Origin of the sequence: Ferrovibrio sp. (assembly GCF_029255545.1) — a bacterium.
Lineage (GTDB): Bacteria > Pseudomonadota > Alphaproteobacteria > Ferrovibrionales > Ferrovibrionaceae > Ferrovibrio.
The window spans coordinates 1-16739 of sequence record NZ_JANLJJ010000099.1 but is presented as its reverse complement, the minus strand read 5'-3'; the positions used below and the strand labels follow the sequence as shown (position 1 = coordinate 16739).

12 protein-coding genes and 1 pseudogene are annotated in these 16739 nt (G+C 65.0%); 4 read left to right on the top strand and 9 right to left on the bottom strand.

The annotated features are described in order from the left end of the window. The 4 genes and pseudogenes from Q1J79_RS19340 to Q1J79_RS19325 all read right to left on the bottom strand — a co-directional run. Positions 1 to 241 (bottom strand): annotated as a pseudogene (locus Q1J79_RS19340) (flagellin); the annotation flags it as partial. A gap of 167 nt (positions 242 to 408) precedes the next feature. Further along, positions 409 to 1881 (bottom strand): tetratricopeptide repeat protein, encoded by a 1473-nt coding sequence (locus tag Q1J79_RS19335; protein ID WP_300303786.1) that lies wholly within the window; start codon positions 1879 to 1881, stop codon positions 409 to 411. Continuing rightward, positions 1878 to 3947, bottom strand: a complete 2070-nt coding sequence (locus Q1J79_RS19330) for a tetratricopeptide repeat protein (RefSeq protein WP_300303783.1) — start codon at positions 3945 to 3947, stop codon at positions 1878 to 1880. The genes Q1J79_RS19335 and Q1J79_RS19330 overlap by 4 nt, the downstream gene beginning before the upstream one ends. Continuing rightward, entirely contained in the window at positions 3934 to 5634 is a 1701-nt protein-coding gene (locus tag Q1J79_RS19325) for a tetratricopeptide repeat protein (RefSeq protein WP_300303780.1), read from the bottom strand. Before Q1J79_RS19325 ends, Q1J79_RS19330 begins: the two co-directional genes overlap by 14 nt. Positions 5635 to 5729: 95 nt before the next feature. Here Q1J79_RS19325 and Q1J79_RS19320 point away from each other — a divergent pair, with 95 nt between their 5' ends. The 3 genes from Q1J79_RS19320 (at position 5730) to moaA (ending at position 11027) form a co-directional block, all read left to right on the top strand. Then, positions 5730 to 7226, top strand: coding sequence for a hypothetical protein (locus tag Q1J79_RS19320; RefSeq protein WP_300303777.1), 1497 nt, complete (start codon positions 5730 to 5732; stop codon positions 7224 to 7226). A gap of 9 nt (positions 7227 to 7235) precedes the next feature. Next, positions 7236 to 9917 carry a bifunctional acetate--CoA ligase family protein/GNAT family N-acetyltransferase gene (locus Q1J79_RS19315; RefSeq protein WP_300303774.1) on the top strand — a complete coding sequence of 894 codons (2682 nt, stop codon included), beginning with the start codon at positions 7236 to 7238 and terminating at the stop codon, positions 9915 to 9917. 117 nt (positions 9918 to 10034) lie between these two features. Continuing rightward, positions 10035 to 11027: a GTP 3',8-cyclase MoaA gene (moaA, locus tag Q1J79_RS19310; RefSeq protein ID WP_300303771.1), complete on the top strand. Its 993-nt coding sequence runs from the start codon at positions 10035 to 10037 to the stop codon at positions 11025 to 11027. Positions 11028 to 11040: 13 nt separating this feature from the next. Here moaA and Q1J79_RS19305 read toward each other — a convergent pair whose 3' ends face one another. Continuing rightward, positions 11041 to 12609, bottom strand: coding sequence for an ABC transporter substrate-binding protein (locus Q1J79_RS19305; protein ID WP_300303768.1), 1569 nt, complete (start codon positions 12607 to 12609; stop codon positions 11041 to 11043). 110 nt (positions 12610 to 12719) lie between these two features. On the opposite strand from Q1J79_RS19305, the gene Q1J79_RS19300 reads away from it, so the two are divergent. After that, positions 12720 to 13490 carry an NAD kinase gene (locus Q1J79_RS19300; protein ID WP_300303765.1) on the top strand — a complete coding sequence of 257 codons (771 nt, stop codon included), beginning with the start codon at positions 12720 to 12722 and terminating at the stop codon, positions 13488 to 13490. A 59-nt stretch (positions 13491 to 13549) separates the two neighbouring features. Here the strand turns inward: Q1J79_RS19300 and Q1J79_RS19295 are convergent, their stop codons facing one another. From Q1J79_RS19295 to msrA, 4 genes are all read right to left on the bottom strand, one after another. Further along, on the bottom strand, positions 13550 to 15139 hold the full coding sequence (locus Q1J79_RS19295) for an ABC transporter substrate-binding protein (RefSeq protein WP_300303761.1): 1590 nt from the start codon (positions 15137 to 15139) through the stop codon (positions 13550 to 13552). Between the two features lie 85 nt (positions 15140 to 15224). Next, positions 15225 to 15836, bottom strand: a complete 612-nt coding sequence (locus Q1J79_RS19290; protein ID WP_300303758.1) for a LysE family transporter — start codon at positions 15834 to 15836, stop codon at positions 15225 to 15227. After that, on the bottom strand, positions 15833 to 16294 hold the full coding sequence (locus Q1J79_RS19285) for an Lrp/AsnC family transcriptional regulator (protein WP_300303755.1): 462 nt from the start codon (positions 16292 to 16294) through the stop codon (positions 15833 to 15835). The genes Q1J79_RS19290 and Q1J79_RS19285 overlap by 4 nt, the downstream gene beginning before the upstream one ends. A gap of 40 nt (positions 16295 to 16334) precedes the next feature. Further along, positions 16335 to 16739 (bottom strand): peptide-methionine (S)-S-oxide reductase MsrA (msrA, locus tag Q1J79_RS19280; protein WP_300303752.1); only part of this gene is annotated, 405 nt, incomplete at its 5' end.

The following is a 16739-nucleotide window of genomic DNA, read 5'->3' as shown; positions in this document are numbered from 1 at the left end:
CGGCGGCGGTCACCTGACCGAGGCCTTCACCGGCCGACAGCGACGACTGCACCGAAGCATACGCCTTGACGTTGCCGCGGATGCCCTGGGCAACCGCGAAAACAGCGGCGTCGTCGGCAGCATCAGCTACCTTGAAGCCGGTCTGGACGCGCTTGGAGGTTTTGTCGAGTTCGTGGTTGAGGCCGCGCAGCGACGACAGAGCGACGAGGGCGCCAACGTTGGTATTAACGGAATTAGCCATTTCAAGCTCCTGTTCTAGGATTGAGGCATGTGCCTATTAGCCCCCTTTTGAGGACTATGGTTGGACAAATACTACAGCCCGAGCCATCCCGTCAATGAGAAATCTGCAGAGAAATGACATAACTATTTGATAAGGCTAATATATAATTAACCATATCGAAAAATCGCCTATGCCATTGCAACTGCAAGGCTTTGTGCGGTTCCTGACCAGTCGCCGGGCTGCTCCTGACGAATGATCCGTACACAATCATACCAGCGGGACGCCTCCCCGGCCGCGGGCCAGTACCACAATCGGCCACGGCCACGCGGCAGCAGCAGCAGGGTCGGGATCCCAAGGGCACCCGCCACATGCACGGTGGTGCTGCTCACCGCGACCACGGCATCCAGCGCCGCCACCTGGGCTGCCAGGGCATCCAGATCCTGCAGGCCGTCCACGCCGCGATCATGCAGGATGGCAACGCCGGCCTGCTGCAATCTCGATATCTCGTCGACGACATCGCCATATTGCAGGTTGACCCAGAAAACATCCGGCCGCTGCAAGGCCGGCAGCAGGGTTTCGAGCGGAATGCTCTTGTGCAGCCCGATATCGGCATTGGCGCTGCGCCAGGCGATGCCGACAATGCGCCGCGCGCCCGCCAGGTCGCGATAGCGCTGCCGCAGCATCTGCTGGCGCGCGGGATCGGCGGCAAGATACTGCCCGCTGCCGGCAAAATCGCTGACGCTCTGGCGCAGAATGCGGCCCAGGCTGCCAAACGGGCATTGCGCCACGGCGTCAACCATTTCGCCACGTGCCACGACGGTGATGCCATCCCCCGCAAGCGAACGGCGATAAAGGCCGATGAGTCTGCGATCCACCGCGACGATCATGCGGGCGCGGCTGCGCTGCTGCGCATCCTTGAGCATGGTGCCATAGAGAATCTGGTCGCCAACGCCCTGCTCGCCCCAGAGCAGCAGTCCCTTGCCATCCAGCGCTTCACCACGCCAGCGCGGCAATCCCATCGACCAGTCGCGTTCCTTGAAATCCGCATTGCGCCAGCGCCACTCATATTCGGCCCAGCCTTCGGCATAGGCGCCGCTGGCCAGACGGAACAGGCCATGATTCATATGCGCCGCCGCCCAATCCGGCGCCAGCGCCAGCAGCAGGCGGAAATGCCGCTCGGCCGCCGCCTCATCCAGCAAATCCTCCCAGAGCAGCATCGCCAGATTGTTGCGGCAATGAACATGGCCTGGCTGCAAGCGTAGCGCCGTCTCGAGCAGTTCTTTCGCTGCGATCGTTTCGCCGCGCTCCCGCAGCAGATTGCCGAGATTGTAATACCCTTCGACATAGGCCGGATCGAGGGTGATGGCCCGCCGGTACGCGGCCTCCGCCGCGTCCATGCGACGCAGCGCCAGCAATGCCGTGCCGAGATTGCCATGAAACTCTGCGGCATCCGGCGATTGCGCGATGGCCCGCTCGATCAGGTCGACTGCGGCTTCGTGCTGACCGCTCTGGTCGCAGATCACGCCCAGCAGATGCAGCGCATCGGCCTGCCGCGGGTCGCGCCGCAACACCGATGCATATAATTCCCGGGCCGCCGCTATGTCGCCGGCCTGGTGCCTGACGACGGCCTGCTGCAGCAGGCTTGCGATCTCTGACGTCATCGCCCGCTCCGTGACAGCCATGCTTCGAATGCCTGCGCGAGTTGCGCGATAACCGCCTGCCAGTCATCGCTGCGGCCGCCCGGTCGCTGGCGGAACAGGCGAAGATGCGGATACCACGGGCTGTCATCGCGCCCCAGAAACCAGTACCACAGCCGCCCGCTGCCGCCGGGCAGCAGGGCCCAGGTTTCCTGGCCGGTGGCCGCCGCGATATGAAGGCCGCTGTTGCTGCCGCCGATCATCAGGTCCAGCGCCGCCGCCTGGGCCGCGAAACGATCCAGGTCGTTCAGCGCGTCGACGCTGTCATCATGGAGTATGTCGACGCCAAGCGCCTCGCGGACCGCATGCCGGTCTTCCGTCGTGTCGCCATATTGCATGTCAACGAACAACACGTCGCGCTGTCGCAGCAACGGCGCCCAATCGAGCAATGGAATGCTTTTATAGGCTTCGCTGCGCATGTTGCGGCTGCGCCAGGTCAAGCCGATCACAGCCCGCCTGCCATGGGCCTGATACCGCCTGCGGAATGTTTCGACCTGCTCGGGATCCGGGCGCAGATAGGCCTGTGGCGGCGGAAAAGCGGCGAGATTCGGCCGCAGCCACTGCCCCAGGCTGCCCAGACCGACCTGCACGTCCGCCTGCGTGGCCAGCGCCGGTAATTCACCTTCAGCCGCCGGCTCCGTCCGCATCTCCGGAAACGAGCGCCGGAACAGCGGCACCAGGCGATGATCGCAAACGAACAGGAAATCCGCGCCGCGCGCCTTCAGGTCCGGCAGCATCGAGGCATAGATCACCTGATCGCCCACGCCCTGCTCGCCCCAGACCAGGATGCGCTGCCCCTGCCTCACGACGCCATCCCAGGCCGGCAGCAGGCGTGAAATCACCATGCCGCGCGGATCGGCATGCTCGCTGGCCATGCGCGCCGCATAAGATGGCCAGCCTTCCGAGAGTCGCCCCAGCGACAGCAGCAGCAGGGCATGATTCAGCGCCGCATCGGCAAGCCATTCCGGCATGCGGCGCTGCCGCGCCGCCTGCGCCGCGGCGAAATCCGCCAAGGCACCGTCGAAATCGCCGATATGCGCCCGCATGCCGCCGCGCAGGCACAAGACCATGCAATCATCCGGCGCCAGGGCAAAGGCCCGCTCGCCGCACGCGACAGCCTCTTCAATCCGGCCGACATAAGCCAGCGCCGTCGCATAATTGATCAGGGCTTCGACATGATTGCCATCGCGGGCAATCGCACGCTGCAGCGGTTGCAGCGCCGCAGCAGGCCTCTGGCTTCTGATCAGCGCCACGCCAAGGCCGATCAGGGAGTCGAGGCGATCCGGATCGCGGGCAAGAATGGTTTCGAATTCCGCAACAGCCTCACGATACGCCTCGACGCGATGCATCGCGACCAGCGTGACGGCATAATGCTCGCGATAGGCCAGTTCGTCCGGCGCCAGAGCTAGCGCCTTGCGGTGCTGCGCCAGCGCCTTGTCATACTGCCGTTCGCCCCGCAGGGCCAAAGCGGCAAGGTCGCGCAGATCCGCCGCCTGCGGCTCGGCCTGCACCGCCGTCGCCGCCACGCGGACCGCCTTGGCATGATTCTGCATGGACAGCAGTGCGGCGATCATCCCGCGCTGTGCCGCGGGATGACCGGGTACCGCGGTCAATGCCGCACGGAAAGAGTCCAGCGCGGAGACGTAATCGCCCCGGCCAGCCAGCAGATTACCCAGATTGGCATGCGCATCGGCATAGGAAGCATCCAGCGACAACGCCCTGCGATATGCCGATTCAGCCGCCGCCGCGTCGCCCATGGCATACAGCGCCGTGCCCAGGTTGCCGTGAAAAACGGCCTGGTCGGGCGATCCGGCAATCGCCCGGCGGATCAGATCAACGGCATCGACATGCTTGCCCCGCTGATCGGCGATAACGCCGAGCAGGTGCAACGCATCGGGCTGCTCGGCGTTCAGCGCCAGAACCGCACGATACAAAGCTTCGGCGGCATCCAGTTTGCCGGCCTGATGGGCTGCGACGCCCGCGCGCAGACTCTGCGCAGCCTCCGAAGATATCCGCTCAGGCGATGCCATCGAGCACCTTGCCCAGCTTGGCAATCACCGGTGCCCAGTCTCCCGCCCGATGCTGACGGATCAGGCGCAGGCTTGCGTACCATGGCGTCCGTTCGGCTTCGCGCGGCCAGTACCACATCCGGCCGCGTCCCGCCGACAGCAGAACCCAGCATGGTCTGCCGAGCGCGCCGGCGAAGTGCACCGTCGAGTTGCTGGTGCTGACCACGCCATCCAGGGCCGCGACCTGTGCCGCCAGTCCATCGAGATCGGCGGTGGGATCGATATCCGGATCGCGATAGACAGTAATCCCGTGCCGTTCGGCCAATGCCGCAATTTCCGTCTCCACCCGGCCATATTGCAGCGATATCCAGGCAATTCCGGGTTTGCGCAGAACCGGCAGCAGGGCTTCGATGTCGAGGCTTTTGTAGTCGCCGACATGCCAGTTCGCACTGCGCCACGACAATCCGATCAGACGCTGGCCCGATGGCCATTTCTCCGCATAACGCCTGCGGATGGCTGCAACGCGATCGGCATCGGCCCTGAGATAAACCCCATCGCCGCAATGCTGCGGCGACGGGCGCAGCATTGCGCCCAGGCTGCCGAGCGGGCATTGCACGTCGGCGTCAACGGCATCACCCCGCGCAATCACCGCAACGCCGTCGTCGGCCAGCGAGCGGGCGAACAGCGGCACCAGGCGCGCCTCGACGGCCAGGGTGACGCGTCCGGCCGCGCGCCGCACCGCATCAGGCAGCATGGTACCATACAATATATGGTCGCCGATCCCCTGCTCGCCCCACAGCAGCAGATGCCGTCCGGCCAGAGCCGAACCATCCCAGCGCGGCAGCCCGCCGCCCCAGTCGCGTTCGTCGAAACCGGCAAACGACCAGCGATGCTCATATTCACGCCAGCCCCTGGCGTAGTCGCCCTGCGACAGCAGGAAGAGGCCGTAATCCATCCGCCCTTCGTGAAAATCAGGATGCAGCTCGAACATCCGCGCGAAGGCGGCCTGCGCGGCGTCGATATCGTTTGCGAGATTCAGCGCGTAAGCCAGATTCTTGTGCGCCTTGAGGAAATGCGGCTGGGCGGCAATGGCGCGCCGGTAATAAGCCGCAGCCTCGTCGAAGCATTCCTTTTCCAGACTGTCATTGCCCAGGCCATTGAGGGCATAGGCATCCTTCGGATTCAGGGCAATCGCTGCGTTGAAGGCGGCCAAGGCCCCCGGTCTGTCGCCGACGCGCCGGCGGGCAACGCCCAGCAGGCTATGCGCCGCAGCATTGTCCGGGGCGAGAGTCACGGCGCGTTCCAGCAATGGGATCGCGGCGGCGACATCCTGCAGATCGACGCGGCAGCGGGCCTTCTCCAGCAACAGCGCGGCATTCTCCGGCAGGGTCGGGATGATGCCGTCAAGCAGGGTTTCCGACCGTTCGGGCTGTCCGGCCTCGCGCCAGATCGTCGCCAGCAGACATATGGCAAAGACATTGTCCGGAGTCTGGGTGATCAGCTCGGTCAGCAGCCGGGCCGCCTCTTCACCCTGGCCCTGCTGCCGCGCGATCAGCGCCAGCCGCTGCAGCGCGCCGGGGTGGCCCGGCACCAGCCTGAGCACCAGCTCGCAGGCGTGACGCGCGTCATCGAACCGCCCGGTCCGCTGGAGCGTCTTGGCCGCGGCAAGTGCGCTGGCGATTTTTTCGGCGTGAGAATCCGGCTGCATGTTAACCTGCGACTGTTATGCCATGAGCGTTAATGGAGTCGTAAGCCCCGGGCGGGGATTACATGCCATTCAAGGGCAGGCCTGAGAGCAAACCCGTGTCGCATCCCCCCGAATCCCCGTCAGCCGGCGCAGCCCGGGTCCCGGTTGGCAACCCGCCGCCGGATGCACCGGAGCATCTCGCCGGGGTAAGGGATTTTACCCGCGCCCTGGCGCGGGATTTTTCCAGCTATCTGTTCTCCCTCGGCCTGCTGCAGCTCGGCAACCTGCTGATCCTGCCGGTGATCACCGCCCATCTCGCCGCATCGCAGATCGGGCTCTACAGCCTGGTCGAAACGGCCCTGCTGCAGGGCGTCACCTTCAGCCTGCTCGGCCTGAAATTCGCCTATCTCTATTACTACGCCCAGGTTGCGCCAGAGCAGCGACCTCGCCTGCTCGGCACCAGCCTGGTTCTGGCGGCCATCGCCAGCCTGGTCGCCGGCAGCCTGTTCGCCATCCTGTTCGCCAGTCCGGCCATCATGCGGCAATTCGACAGCGAGCCGCTGCCGCATTCATGGCTGCTACTGCCGCTGCTGCTCACCGGAACGGCGCAGACCGTCCTGCTGACCGAACTGCGCGCGGCTCGCCATGTCTGGCAGTCTGGAACCATCGCCGCGATCCAGATGGGCCTCTATCTCCTGCTCGCCTGGATCCTGATCGCGGGACAGCAGGCCGGGCTGGCCGGGTTGCTGTCAGCCCAGGTCATCGCCCAGATCACCTCCAGCCTCAGCGCCTTCATGCTACTGAGGCGGCGCATCGCGGCGGCTTTCGACGCACCACAGGCGTGGCGGCTGCTGCGCTATGGCGTGCCGCTGATGCTCGGACTAATGCTGCGTTACAGCCTCGATACGCTTTGCCGCTTCCTGCTGGCGGCCCTGGTCTCGATCGAGGCCGCCGGCCAGTTCATGATCATCAGCTCGATTTCGGTCCTGTTTGAAGCGGTGCTGGCCAATCCGTTCTACATGGCGTGGGGCGGACTGGTGCATCATGCCCTGCGCCGGCCGGAGGCGAGCCGCATCCTTGGGCGGGTCAGCAGCCTGGCGCTGGCGGCAGGCGCGACGGTCTTCCTGCTGATGCTGGCCTGCCAGCCCATGCTCTTCGCCCTTCTGGTGCATGATCCGATGCCTGGCGTGGCAGCCGCCTTTGCCCTGCTGCTGCTGTCGCGGCTGATCATGCTGGCCCGCTCACCGCTCACCGGCGGCCTGCTGCGCACCGGGCGCACCGGCTGGGCGGTCAGCAATACCCTGCTGGCCCTGGCCATCTTCTGCGCCGCCATCTATCCGGCCGCGACTTTTGCGGGCCTCACCGGCATGGCCGGCGCCCTGCTGGTGGCCAATCTCATTGCCTCGACCACCCTGGCGGTCGTCGCCTGGCGCCACTGCCCGCAGCGGCTCGAACCGGCCACCCTCGTCCTCGGCGGCATGGCGGTCGCTGCGACAATTCTGACCCTGGCTCAGGGTGGCCTGCCCGCCTGGCAATGGGGCATTCTGTTCGGGGCTGCTGCATTTCTGCTGATCCACCTCGGCCGTCATATCCATGTCAACGATGGGCTATAGTGCTGCACCATGACGATTCGAAATCTCGACAAGCTTTTCGCCCCTCGCTCGGTTGCCGTGATCGGCGCCTCGGATCGCCCGTCCCGCGTTGGCACAGTGGTTCTCGACAACCTGGTCAAGGGCGGTTTCGCCGGCGCGGTCTGGCCGGTCAACCCGAAATACCGCCACCTGCACGGGCTGCATTGCTACGCCAGCGTCCGATCCCTGCCGGCGATTCCGGATCTCGCCATCATCGCGGTCCCGCCGCAGGCCGTGCCGGAACAGATCGAACAACTCGGGGCCGTGGGCTGCCGGGCCGCCGTCGTGCTGACGGCAGGCCTCTCCAGCGAAAAAACCGCCGATGGCCGCACCCTGCAACAGGCCATGCTGGACGCCGCCAAACCGCATCTGCTGCGCATCCTCGGACCGAACTGCGTTGGCCTGCTGATTCCGGGCCTGCGCCTGAATGCCAGCTTCGCCCATACCAACGCGCAGCCGGGCCAGCTTGCCTTCGTCAGCCAGTCGGGCGCGCTATGCACCATCGTGCTCGACTGGGCCAAGCAGCATGGCATCGGCTTCAGCCATTTCCTCTCGGTTGGCGATTCAGCCGACGTCGATTTCGGCGACATCATCGACTATCTCGCCAGCGATCCGCAGACGCGTGCCATCCTGCTCTACATCGAGTCGGTGAAGAATGCGCGCAAGTTCATGTCGGCAGCCCGCGCCGCGGCCCGCAACAAGCCGATCGTGGCGGTGAAATCCGGCCGCAACGCGCGCGCCGCGCAGGCCGCCGCCTCGCATACCGGCGCGCTGGCGGGCGGCGACGATGTCTATACCGCGGCGCTGAGCCGCGCCGGTATCCTGCGCGTGGATGGCGTCGAGGAGTTGTTCGACACCGTCGAGACCCTGGCACGCAGCCGCAGGATGCCGGGCGAACGGCTGGCGATTGTCACCAACGGCGGCGGCCCTGGCGTGATGGCGGTCGACAAGCTGATCGAATATGGCGGCACATTGGCCGATCTGAGCCCGGAAACCATGACAGCCCTCGATGCGGCATTGCCTGGCACCTGGTCGCGCGGCAATCCGATTGACATCATCGGCGATGCGCCCAGCGGCCGTTATGCCGATGCCGTGAAGATCGTTCTGGCCGACCCCGGCGTTGATGCCGTGCTGGTGATGCATGCGCCAACCGCCATCGTGCCATCGCTGGAACCGGCCAAGGCCGTGATCGAGGCAGTTCGCGGCACGGTCAAGAACGTGCTGACCTGCTGGTCGGGCGGCGAAGCCGTTCAGGCCGCGCGCAAGGCCTTTGCCGAGGCCGGCTTGGCATCCTACGAGACGCCCGATGCCGCCGTGCGCGCTTTCGCCCATATGGTCGGCTATAGCCGCAACATGAAGAACCTGATGGAAACCCCGGCCGAATTGCCGGAAGATTTCCTGCCGGATCATGCAACCGTGCGCAAGGTGATCGAAACGGCGATGTCCGAGCGGCGCAGCATGCTGAACGAAATCGAGGGCAAACAAATCCTCGCCGCCTATGGCATTCCCGCCGTGCCGACCGAAGCTGCCGCCACGCCCGCCGATGCCGCAGCTGCCGCTGAACGCATGGGCCTGCCGGTGGCGCTGAAAATCCTGTCGCCCGACATCACCCATAAATCCGATGTCGGCGGCGTCGCCCTCAACCTCAGCAGCCCTGCCGAGGTGCAGTCGGCGGCCGAGGCCATGCTGACCCGCGTGCGCCAGCGCAGGCCGCAGGCCCGCATCGACGGCTTCACCGTGCAGCCGATGATCCGCCGCGCGCGTGCCCACGAGCTGATCGTCGGCGCGCTGACCGATCCAATCTTCGGCCCCGCCATCATGTTCGGCCAGGGCGGCGTCGGCGTCGAGGTGATCGGTGATCGCGCCATCGCGCTGCCGCCACTCAACATGCATCTGGCCGACGACCTGATCGACCGTACCAAGGTCAGCCGCCTGCTCTCGGGTTATCGCGATTTCCCGCCGGTCGACAGGGCCGCGCTCGCTGCCCTGCTGATCCGCGTGTCGCAGCTGATCGCCGATCATGCCGAGATCGCCGAGCTGGACATCAACCCGCTCTATGCCGACGACCAGGGCATGGTGGCGTTGGATGCCCGTATCGTGGTCCGCCCCAGTACCGTGGTTGGCCATGACCGGCTGGCGATCCGGCCCTATCCCAGCGGCCTGGAGGAAATCGTCGAGCTGCGCAGTGGCGAAAAGGTGCTGCTGCGCCCGATCCGACCGGAAGACGAGCCGGCCCATGTCGATTTCGTCAACAATGTCTCGGCCGAGGATTACCGGCTGCGCTTCTTCTCGCCGATGCGCAACCTGCCGCACAGCGAAATGGCCCGCTTCACCCAGATCGATTACGAACGCGAAATGGCCTTCATCGCCGTGCGCCTTGTCGAAAGCGGCCACCATGAAACTCTTGGCGTGGTGCGCGCCATCACCGATCCCGACAACCAGCGCGCCGAATTCGCCGTGCTGGTGCGCAGCGACATGAAGGGCCAGGGACTGGGCGAGCTTCTCATGCGCAAGATCATCGATTACTGCCGCCAACGCGGCACGCGGGAAATCGTCGGCGACATCCTGCGCGAGAATCAGGCCATGCGCACCCTGGCCACCGAACTGGGATTCCGCCCCAGCGGCCGCGCCGTCTCCGACGTGGTCGAAGTGATCCTGCCGCTGCAGGACTGACACGGATCAAACCCTGGGTCGGATTTGGGTGGAAAACGCCGGTCCGGGGTTGCCGGGGCCTGCCCCCCTCTCTATTTTAAGGACCGGAGGGCGGGCTAGTCGGCCCGCATCGTTCTCATGCTCGACCCGTTCGGCCGCTCGGTTTCCTACCTGCGCGTTTCGGTCACTGACCGCTGCGACTTCCGCTGCGTATACTGCATGGCGGAAGACATGACCTTCTTGCCCAAGGCCGACCTGCTCAGCCTGGAGGAACTTGACCGGCTCTGCTCGGCTTTTGTCGGCATGGGGGTGCGCAAGCTGCGCCTGACCGGCGGCGAACCGCTGGTGCGGCGCGGCATCATGACCCTGATCGACAGCCTGGGCCGCCACCTGAAGACCGGCGCGCTGGACGAGCTGACGCTGACCACCAATGGCAGCCAGCTGGAGAAATATGCCGTCGACCTGGTCCGGGCCGGCGTGCGGCGCATCAATGTCTCGCTGGATACGCTCGATTCCGCCAAGTTCGCCGAGATCACCCGCTGGGGCCGGCTGGATCAGGTGATGGCCGGCCTGCAGGCCGCCAAGGCCGCCGGCCTCGCCGTGAAGATCAATGCCGTGGCGTTGCGTGGCGTGAATGATGATGAATACGACGCGATGATCGCCTGGTGCGGCCGCGAAGGCTTCGATCTGGTGCTGATCGAGGTGATGCCGATGGGCGAGATCGGCGATGCCGCCCGCCTGGACCAGTATCTGCCGCTCTCCATGGCCCGCGCCAGCATCCAGCGCACATGGACGCTGGACGAAACCGATTATCGCACCGGCGGGCCGGCGCGGTATTACACCGTGCGCGAAACCGGCCGCCGGCTCGGCTTCATCACGCCGCTCACGCATAACTTCTGCGAAAGCTGCAACCGCGTGCGGCTCACCTGCACCGGCACGCTATACATGTGCCTGGGCCAGAACGATGCCGCCGACCTGCGGGCGCCACTACGCGCGTCCGAAAGCAATGCCCCGCTGGAAGAGGCGATCCGCGAAGCCATCGCGCGCAAGCCCAAAGGGCACGATTTCATCATCGACCGGCGCAAGGCGCCCGCCGCCGTGCCGCGCCATATGAGCGTCACCGGCGGCTGAGCCCTCCCTTACGTCAATCAGCCTGCACGCCGATCGCCAGCGTGTACTGGTCGGCGCGCGCCTTGTAGCTGAAACCCTTGCGCAGGGCCCAGGACGTGATCTCGAAATGCAGTGGCACGATGGCCTGGTCTTCCAGCGCCATCTGCGAACCGCGCTGCAGCAGGGTCTGGCGCGCATCGTTATTCACCGTGCGCAGGGCTTCCTCGATCACCGCGTCCAGCGCCGGGTTGGAATAGCGGCTCTTGTTGGCCGTGCCAAAGCCCTTCTCCCGGTTCACCGTGGCCACCAGCGAACGCAGCGGGTTCGACATTTCGCCGGTGCCGGCCGCCCAGCCAACCAGGGCCGCCGAATAGCTGAACGCGTCGCGGTTCTTGAAGAAGACCGTACTGGGCACCGCTTCCACCTTCGACTTGACGCCGATACGGGTCCATTGCGAAGCCACCGCCTGCGCGACATCGGAATCATTGATGTAGCGGTTGTTGGGCGAGCCGATGGTGATGCTGAAGCCGTTCGGATAGCCGGCTTCGGCCAGCAGTTTCTTCGCGGCATCGGGATTATACGGATCCGGCTGGGCCTCGCGACGGGTGCCGAACATCGGATAGGGCAGCAGATCGCCGGCCGGCTTGGCCAGGCCCTCGACGATGCGGCTGGTGATCGCCTCGCGATTGATCGCCAGCGACAGCGCCTTGCGCACCCGCAAGTCCTTCAGCGGATTCTTGCCCCCGGCATCAGGAATGCCGGCCGTCGGCTCGCCCACATCCAGCGCCAGATAAATCAGGCGGTTCGACAGCACCTCGCTGATCCTCACATTCGGATTGCTGCGCAGCTTCTTGATATCGGCCGGCGGCGGATTCTCGATCATGTCGACATCGCCGGCCAGCAAAGCGGCCACGCGGGCCGCATCGTTCGACATCGGGCGATAGATGACCCGGTCCCATTTCGGCTTGCCGCCCCAGTATTCGGGATTGGCCGCCAGCACCAGGCGGTTGCCGCGGGTCCATTCGACGAACTTGTACGGCCCGGTGCCGATCAGGCCCTCGCCGCGATTCAGCGCTTCCGTGGTGATGCCTTCGGCGAGATCGGCCTTGGCGGCCTTCGACGACATGATCGCAACGCGGCTGAGATCATTCGGTAGCAGAGGCGTCGGCGCCTTGGTGATGAAATGCACCGTATAGTCGTCGATCACCTTCACCTCAGCCACCGAGCGGGTGAACAGGGTGAACGGCGACGGGCTGTTTGGCACCTTGGCTGGCCGCGCCAGCGAAAACACCACATCAGCCGCCGTAAACGGGCTGCCGTCATGGAACTTCACATCCCTGCGCAGCCTGAATTCCCAGGTCGTGTCGTTGAGGTTGCGCCAGCTCATGGCCAGGCTGGGCGTCAGCTTCTGGGTCTCGTCCTGCTGGATCAGGGTATTGAAGATCGAATAGGCGATCTGGTTGTTCGGCGTGATGTTGTGGTAATCGGGATCCAGCGAACTTGGCTCGGTGGAGAGGCCGATCCTCAGCTCCTGCGCCTCCACCATCAGGGGCAGCAGCCCCAGGAAGGCCGCCAATACCGCAGCCCGTATTACCGATGCCATGATCATCACCTCTTCATGCTGAACAGGTCTGGCAGATTGACTCCCCGGGCCGCGGCTGACAAGCCAGCGCCGGGGCTGGCGTGGCCCATGGCCCCCGCTATACTGCGCGCATGAATGCCCTCAGGAATATCGCTTTCGTTGCAGCGCGCGGCGAAGCCGCCGAAGCGGCCCGCGACCGACTGATCGCCCGCTATGGCAATGTCGCGCCCGAACAGGCCGATGTGGTGGTTGCGCTCGGCGGCGATGGCTTCATGCTGCAGACCCTGCACCAGCACATGACCAGGAATGTGCCGATTTACGGCATGAACCAGGGCACGGTCGGCTTCCTGATGAACGAATACAGCGAGGACGACCTGCCGGCCCGTTTGGCCAATGCCATCGCCACAAGCGTGCATCCCCTGCGCATGCGGGCGATGGCGGCCGATGGCTCGAACCATGAGGCGCTCGCCATCAATGAAGTCGCCCTGCTGCGCCAGACCCGACAGACCGCCAAGCTGCGCATTTCCATTGATGGCAAGGTGCGGGTCGAGGAACTGGTCTGCGACGGCGCGCTGGTTGCCACGCCGGCCGGCAGCACGGCCTACAACCTGTCGGCCCATGGCCCCGTGCTGCCGCTGGATGCCGGCGTGCTGGCACTCACCCCGATCAGCGCCTTCCGGCCGCGGCGCTGGCGTGGCGCCCTGCTCAGCCGCAGCGCAGTGGTCAAGATCGAGGTGCTGGAAAGCGCCAAGCGGCCGGTTTCGGCCACGGCGGATTTCAACGAGGTGCGCGACGTGATCGCGGTGGAAATCCGCGAGGCGCCGGACTTAAGCCTGAAGCTGCTGTTCGATGCCGGCCACGGCCTGGAAGAGCGCATCCTCAACGAACAGTTCCTGAGCTGAAAAAGAAAACGCCGCGGGATTGCTCCCGCGGCGTTGTTGCTTTGCCGGCTTGCGCTGCGTTAGTCGCGGCTCACGCCATTGGCGAAGGTATACTGGTCGGCGCGCGCCTTGTAGCTGAGGCCCTTGCGGGTCGCCCAGGGCGTGACTTCGATATGCAGCGGGATCAGCGCCTGATCGTCCAGCGCCATCTTCGAGGCCTGCTGCAGCAGGGTTTCGCGCTTGGCCGCATCGACGGTGCCCAGCGCCTGCTCCAGCACCGCGTCCATCTGCGGGTTGGAATACCGGCCCTTGTTGGTGCCGCCGAAGCCCTTCTCCTTGGTCGGGGTGGCGATCAGCGAACGCAGCGGATCCGACATTTCGCCGGTGCCTGCGCCCCAGCCGGCCAGATAGGCCGAATAGGCAAACGCATCGCGGTTCTTGAAGAACACGGTGCGGGTCACGGCCTCCACCTTGGTCTTCACGCCGATGCGGGTCCATTGCGAGGCCACCGCCTGCGCCACCTCGGCATCGTTGATGTAGCGGTCATTTGGCGTGCCCAGCGTGAGCGAGAAGCCGTTCGGATAACCGGCTTCGGCCAGCAGCTTCTTGGCCTGGTCGGGGTTATAGGCATCCGGCTTGGCATCCTTGCGGGTGCCGAACATCGGATACGGCAGCAAATCGCCGGTCGGCTGGCCGAGGCCTTCCATGATGCGGCTGGTGATGGCGTCGCGGTTGATCGCCATCGACAGCGCCTTGCGCACCCGCACATCCTTCAGCGGGTTTTTGCCATTGGCATCGGGAATGCCGACGGTGGTCGGCGTGCTGAAGCTGTCGAGATGGATGTAGATCAGGCGGTTCGAAACGGCCTGGCTGATCTTCACGTTCGGATTCTCGCGCAGCTTCTTCAGGTCGGCCGGCGGCGGATTTTCGATCATATCCACGTCGCCAGCCAGCAGGGCGGCAACGCGCGCGGCGTCATTCGACATCGGGCGATAGACGACCGTTTCCCATTTCGGCTTGTCACCCCAGTAATCCTTGTTGGCGACCAGCACGAGGCGGTTGCCGCGCACCCATTCCTTGAACTTGTAAGGGCCGGTACCAACCAGGCCTTCGCCCTTGCCGAGCGCCTCGGTGGTCATGCCCTCGGCGACATCGGCCTTGGCTGCCTTCGACGACATGATGGCGACGCGGCTGACATCGGTCGGCAGCAGCGGCGCCGGCGCCTTGGTGATGAACTGTATGGTGAAGTCGTCGATCACCTTGATTTCGCTGAACGAGCGGGTGAACAGCGTGAAGGGCGACGGGCTGTTCGGCACCTTGGCCGGACGCGCCATGGTGAAGACCACGTCGGCTGCGGTGAACGGGCTGCCATCATGGAATTTCACGCCCTTGCGCAGCTTGAATTCCCAAGTGGTATCGTTGATCGCCTTCCAGCTCTCGGCCAGGCCGGGCACCAGCTTCTGCGTTTCGTCCTGCAGGATCAGGGTGTCGAAGATGGTGAAGGCGACCTGATTGTTCGGGCCGAGATTGTGGTAATGCGGATCGAGCGCGCTCGGCTCGGCCGACAGGCCGATCTTGAGTTCCTGTGCCTGGACGGCAAGCGGCGCGGTCATCATCGCGCCGGCAGACAGCATCGCGGCCGCGGCCAGCAGTTTCCATCGCTTCGTCATTACTGTGATCTCCCCTCAGGTGGCGCAAATCCGCGCCGCATGGGGAGGCAGATTGCCGATTCAGGAAGGACCTGACAAGGCTTGCCTAAAGCGCGAGTGCAATTGCGAAGGCGATCAGCACGATGCCGGCGATGCGGTTGATCCAGCGACGCGAATCGTCGCTGATGCGGTATCTTAATGCCGCAACGCTGCCGCTCAAAACCGCCCACCAAAGCAGCGAACCGACGAAAACCCCGGCAACGGCAATGGCGGCAGCGTCCAGTCCCGGCTCTGCCGCCAGCCCCAGCCCGGCAAACAGGGCGGCGAAAGACAATATGGTGGCCGGATTGCCCATGGTAAGCGCGAAGGTGACGGCGAACAGCCGCCAGGGCCGGCCGCTCATGGGCGCATCGGCTGCTGCCGCGGCCGGCGCGGACATGATGGTGCGCCAGCCAAGCCAGGCGATGAAGGCCGCGCCGCCCAGCCGCAAGGCCGTCTCGGCCGGCCCGAGCTGCCCGGCCAGGGCCGCGAAGCCTGCCGCAGCCAGCGCGGCATAGATCGCATCGGCCACCGCCGTGCCGATCCCGCCGCTGAAGCCGGCCCAGAAGCCGCCCTGCAGCGAGCGCTGGATGCACAGCACGCCGATCGGCCCGACCGGGGCCGCCACGGCCAGACCAAGCAGGATGCCGCGCAGCAGCAATTCGAGATGGCCACTCATGCGCCGGAATCCAGCACCGGCACGGCGGCGGTTTCCTTGGCCGACGACAGGGCGATGAAGGTCTGGCTGCGCGGAATGCCGGGCAGCGCCTTGATGCGACGCACGATGATGTCTTCCAGCGCCGCCAGGCTGGCCGCCCGCAGTTTGAGCAGATACGACCATTCGCCAGTGACGTGATGGCATTCCTGGATCGCCGGTTCGTCACGCACCAGTTTAAGGAAGGCGGCCTCGTGTTCGGGCCGCTCGATCATCACATGGACAAAAGCCAGTACCGGACAGCCGGCCGCCAGCGGATCAACCCGGGCGCCCCAGCCGGTGATCGCTCCCTGCTTTTCCAGCTTCTTCAGCCGCTCGTTGACGGCCGAGACCGACAGGCCGGCGGCGGCGCCGATTTCGGCATAGGAACCGCGCCCAAATGCCTGGATATGCTCTAGTATTTTTCTGTCTAACGAGTCCATTGCCGTAATTTATACGGCAAAACAAAAGAAATACAGCAAATTATGTTACGATCTCCAGGCCCACCGGACAGGACACCCCGGTGCCGCCCAACCCACAGTAACCATTGGGATTTTTCGCCAGATACTGCTGGTGATACTCCTCGGCGTAATAGAAGTCCGGCACGGCGAGGATTTCGGTGGTGATTTTGCCCCGGCCGGCCTTTTTCAGCGCGCCCTGGTAAGCATCGCGCGAGGCTTCGGCGGTTTTGCGCTGGGCCTCGGACCAGACATAGATGCCTGAGCGGTATTGCGTGCCGACATCGTTGCCCTGTCGCATGCCCTGGGTGGGATCGTGGCTTTCCCAGAAGATCTTCAGCAACGCGGCATAGCTGATGGTTTTCGGATCGAACACTACCAGCACCACCTCGTTATGGCCGGTCAGGCCGCTGCAGACCTCTTCATAGGT

What these genes read in the sequence shown, in the direction of transcription:
- Q1J79_RS19335 (WP_300303786.1), bottom strand. Translation starts at nt 1,881, where the DNA reads ATGACGTCAGAGATCGCAAGCCTGCTGCAGCAGGCCGTCGTCAGGCAC.
- Q1J79_RS19300 (WP_300303765.1), top strand. Translation starts at nt 12,720, where the DNA reads ATGAATGCCCTCAGGAATATCGCTTTCGTTGCAGCGCGCGGCGAAGCC.
- Q1J79_RS19305 (WP_300303768.1), bottom strand. Translation starts at nt 12,609, where the DNA reads ATGGCATCGGTAATACGGGCTGCGGTATTGGCGGCCTTCCTGGGGCTG.
- Q1J79_RS19315 (WP_300303774.1), top strand. Translation starts at nt 7,236, where the DNA reads ATGACGATTCGAAATCTCGACAAGCTTTTCGCCCCTCGCTCGGTTGCC.
- Q1J79_RS19295 (WP_300303761.1), bottom strand. Translation starts at nt 15,139, where the DNA reads ATGACGAAGCGATGGAAACTGCTGGCCGCGGCCGCGATGCTGTCTGCC.
- Q1J79_RS19290 (WP_300303758.1), bottom strand. Translation starts at nt 15,836, where the DNA reads ATGAGTGGCCATCTCGAATTGCTGCTGCGCGGCATCCTGCTTGGTCTG.
- Q1J79_RS19325 (WP_300303780.1), bottom strand. Translation starts at nt 5,634, where the DNA reads ATGCAGCCGGATTCTCACGCCGAAAAAATCGCCAGCGCACTTGCCGCG.
- Q1J79_RS19330 (WP_300303783.1), bottom strand. Translation starts at nt 3,947, where the DNA reads ATGGCATCGCCTGAGCGGATATCTTCGGAGGCTGCGCAGAGTCTGCGC.
- moaA (WP_300303771.1), top strand. Translation starts at nt 10,035, where the DNA reads ATGCTCGACCCGTTCGGCCGCTCGGTTTCCTACCTGCGCGTTTCGGTC.
- Q1J79_RS19285 (WP_300303755.1), bottom strand. Translation starts at nt 16,294, where the DNA reads ATGGACTCGTTAGACAGAAAAATACTAGAGCATATCCAGGCATTTGGG.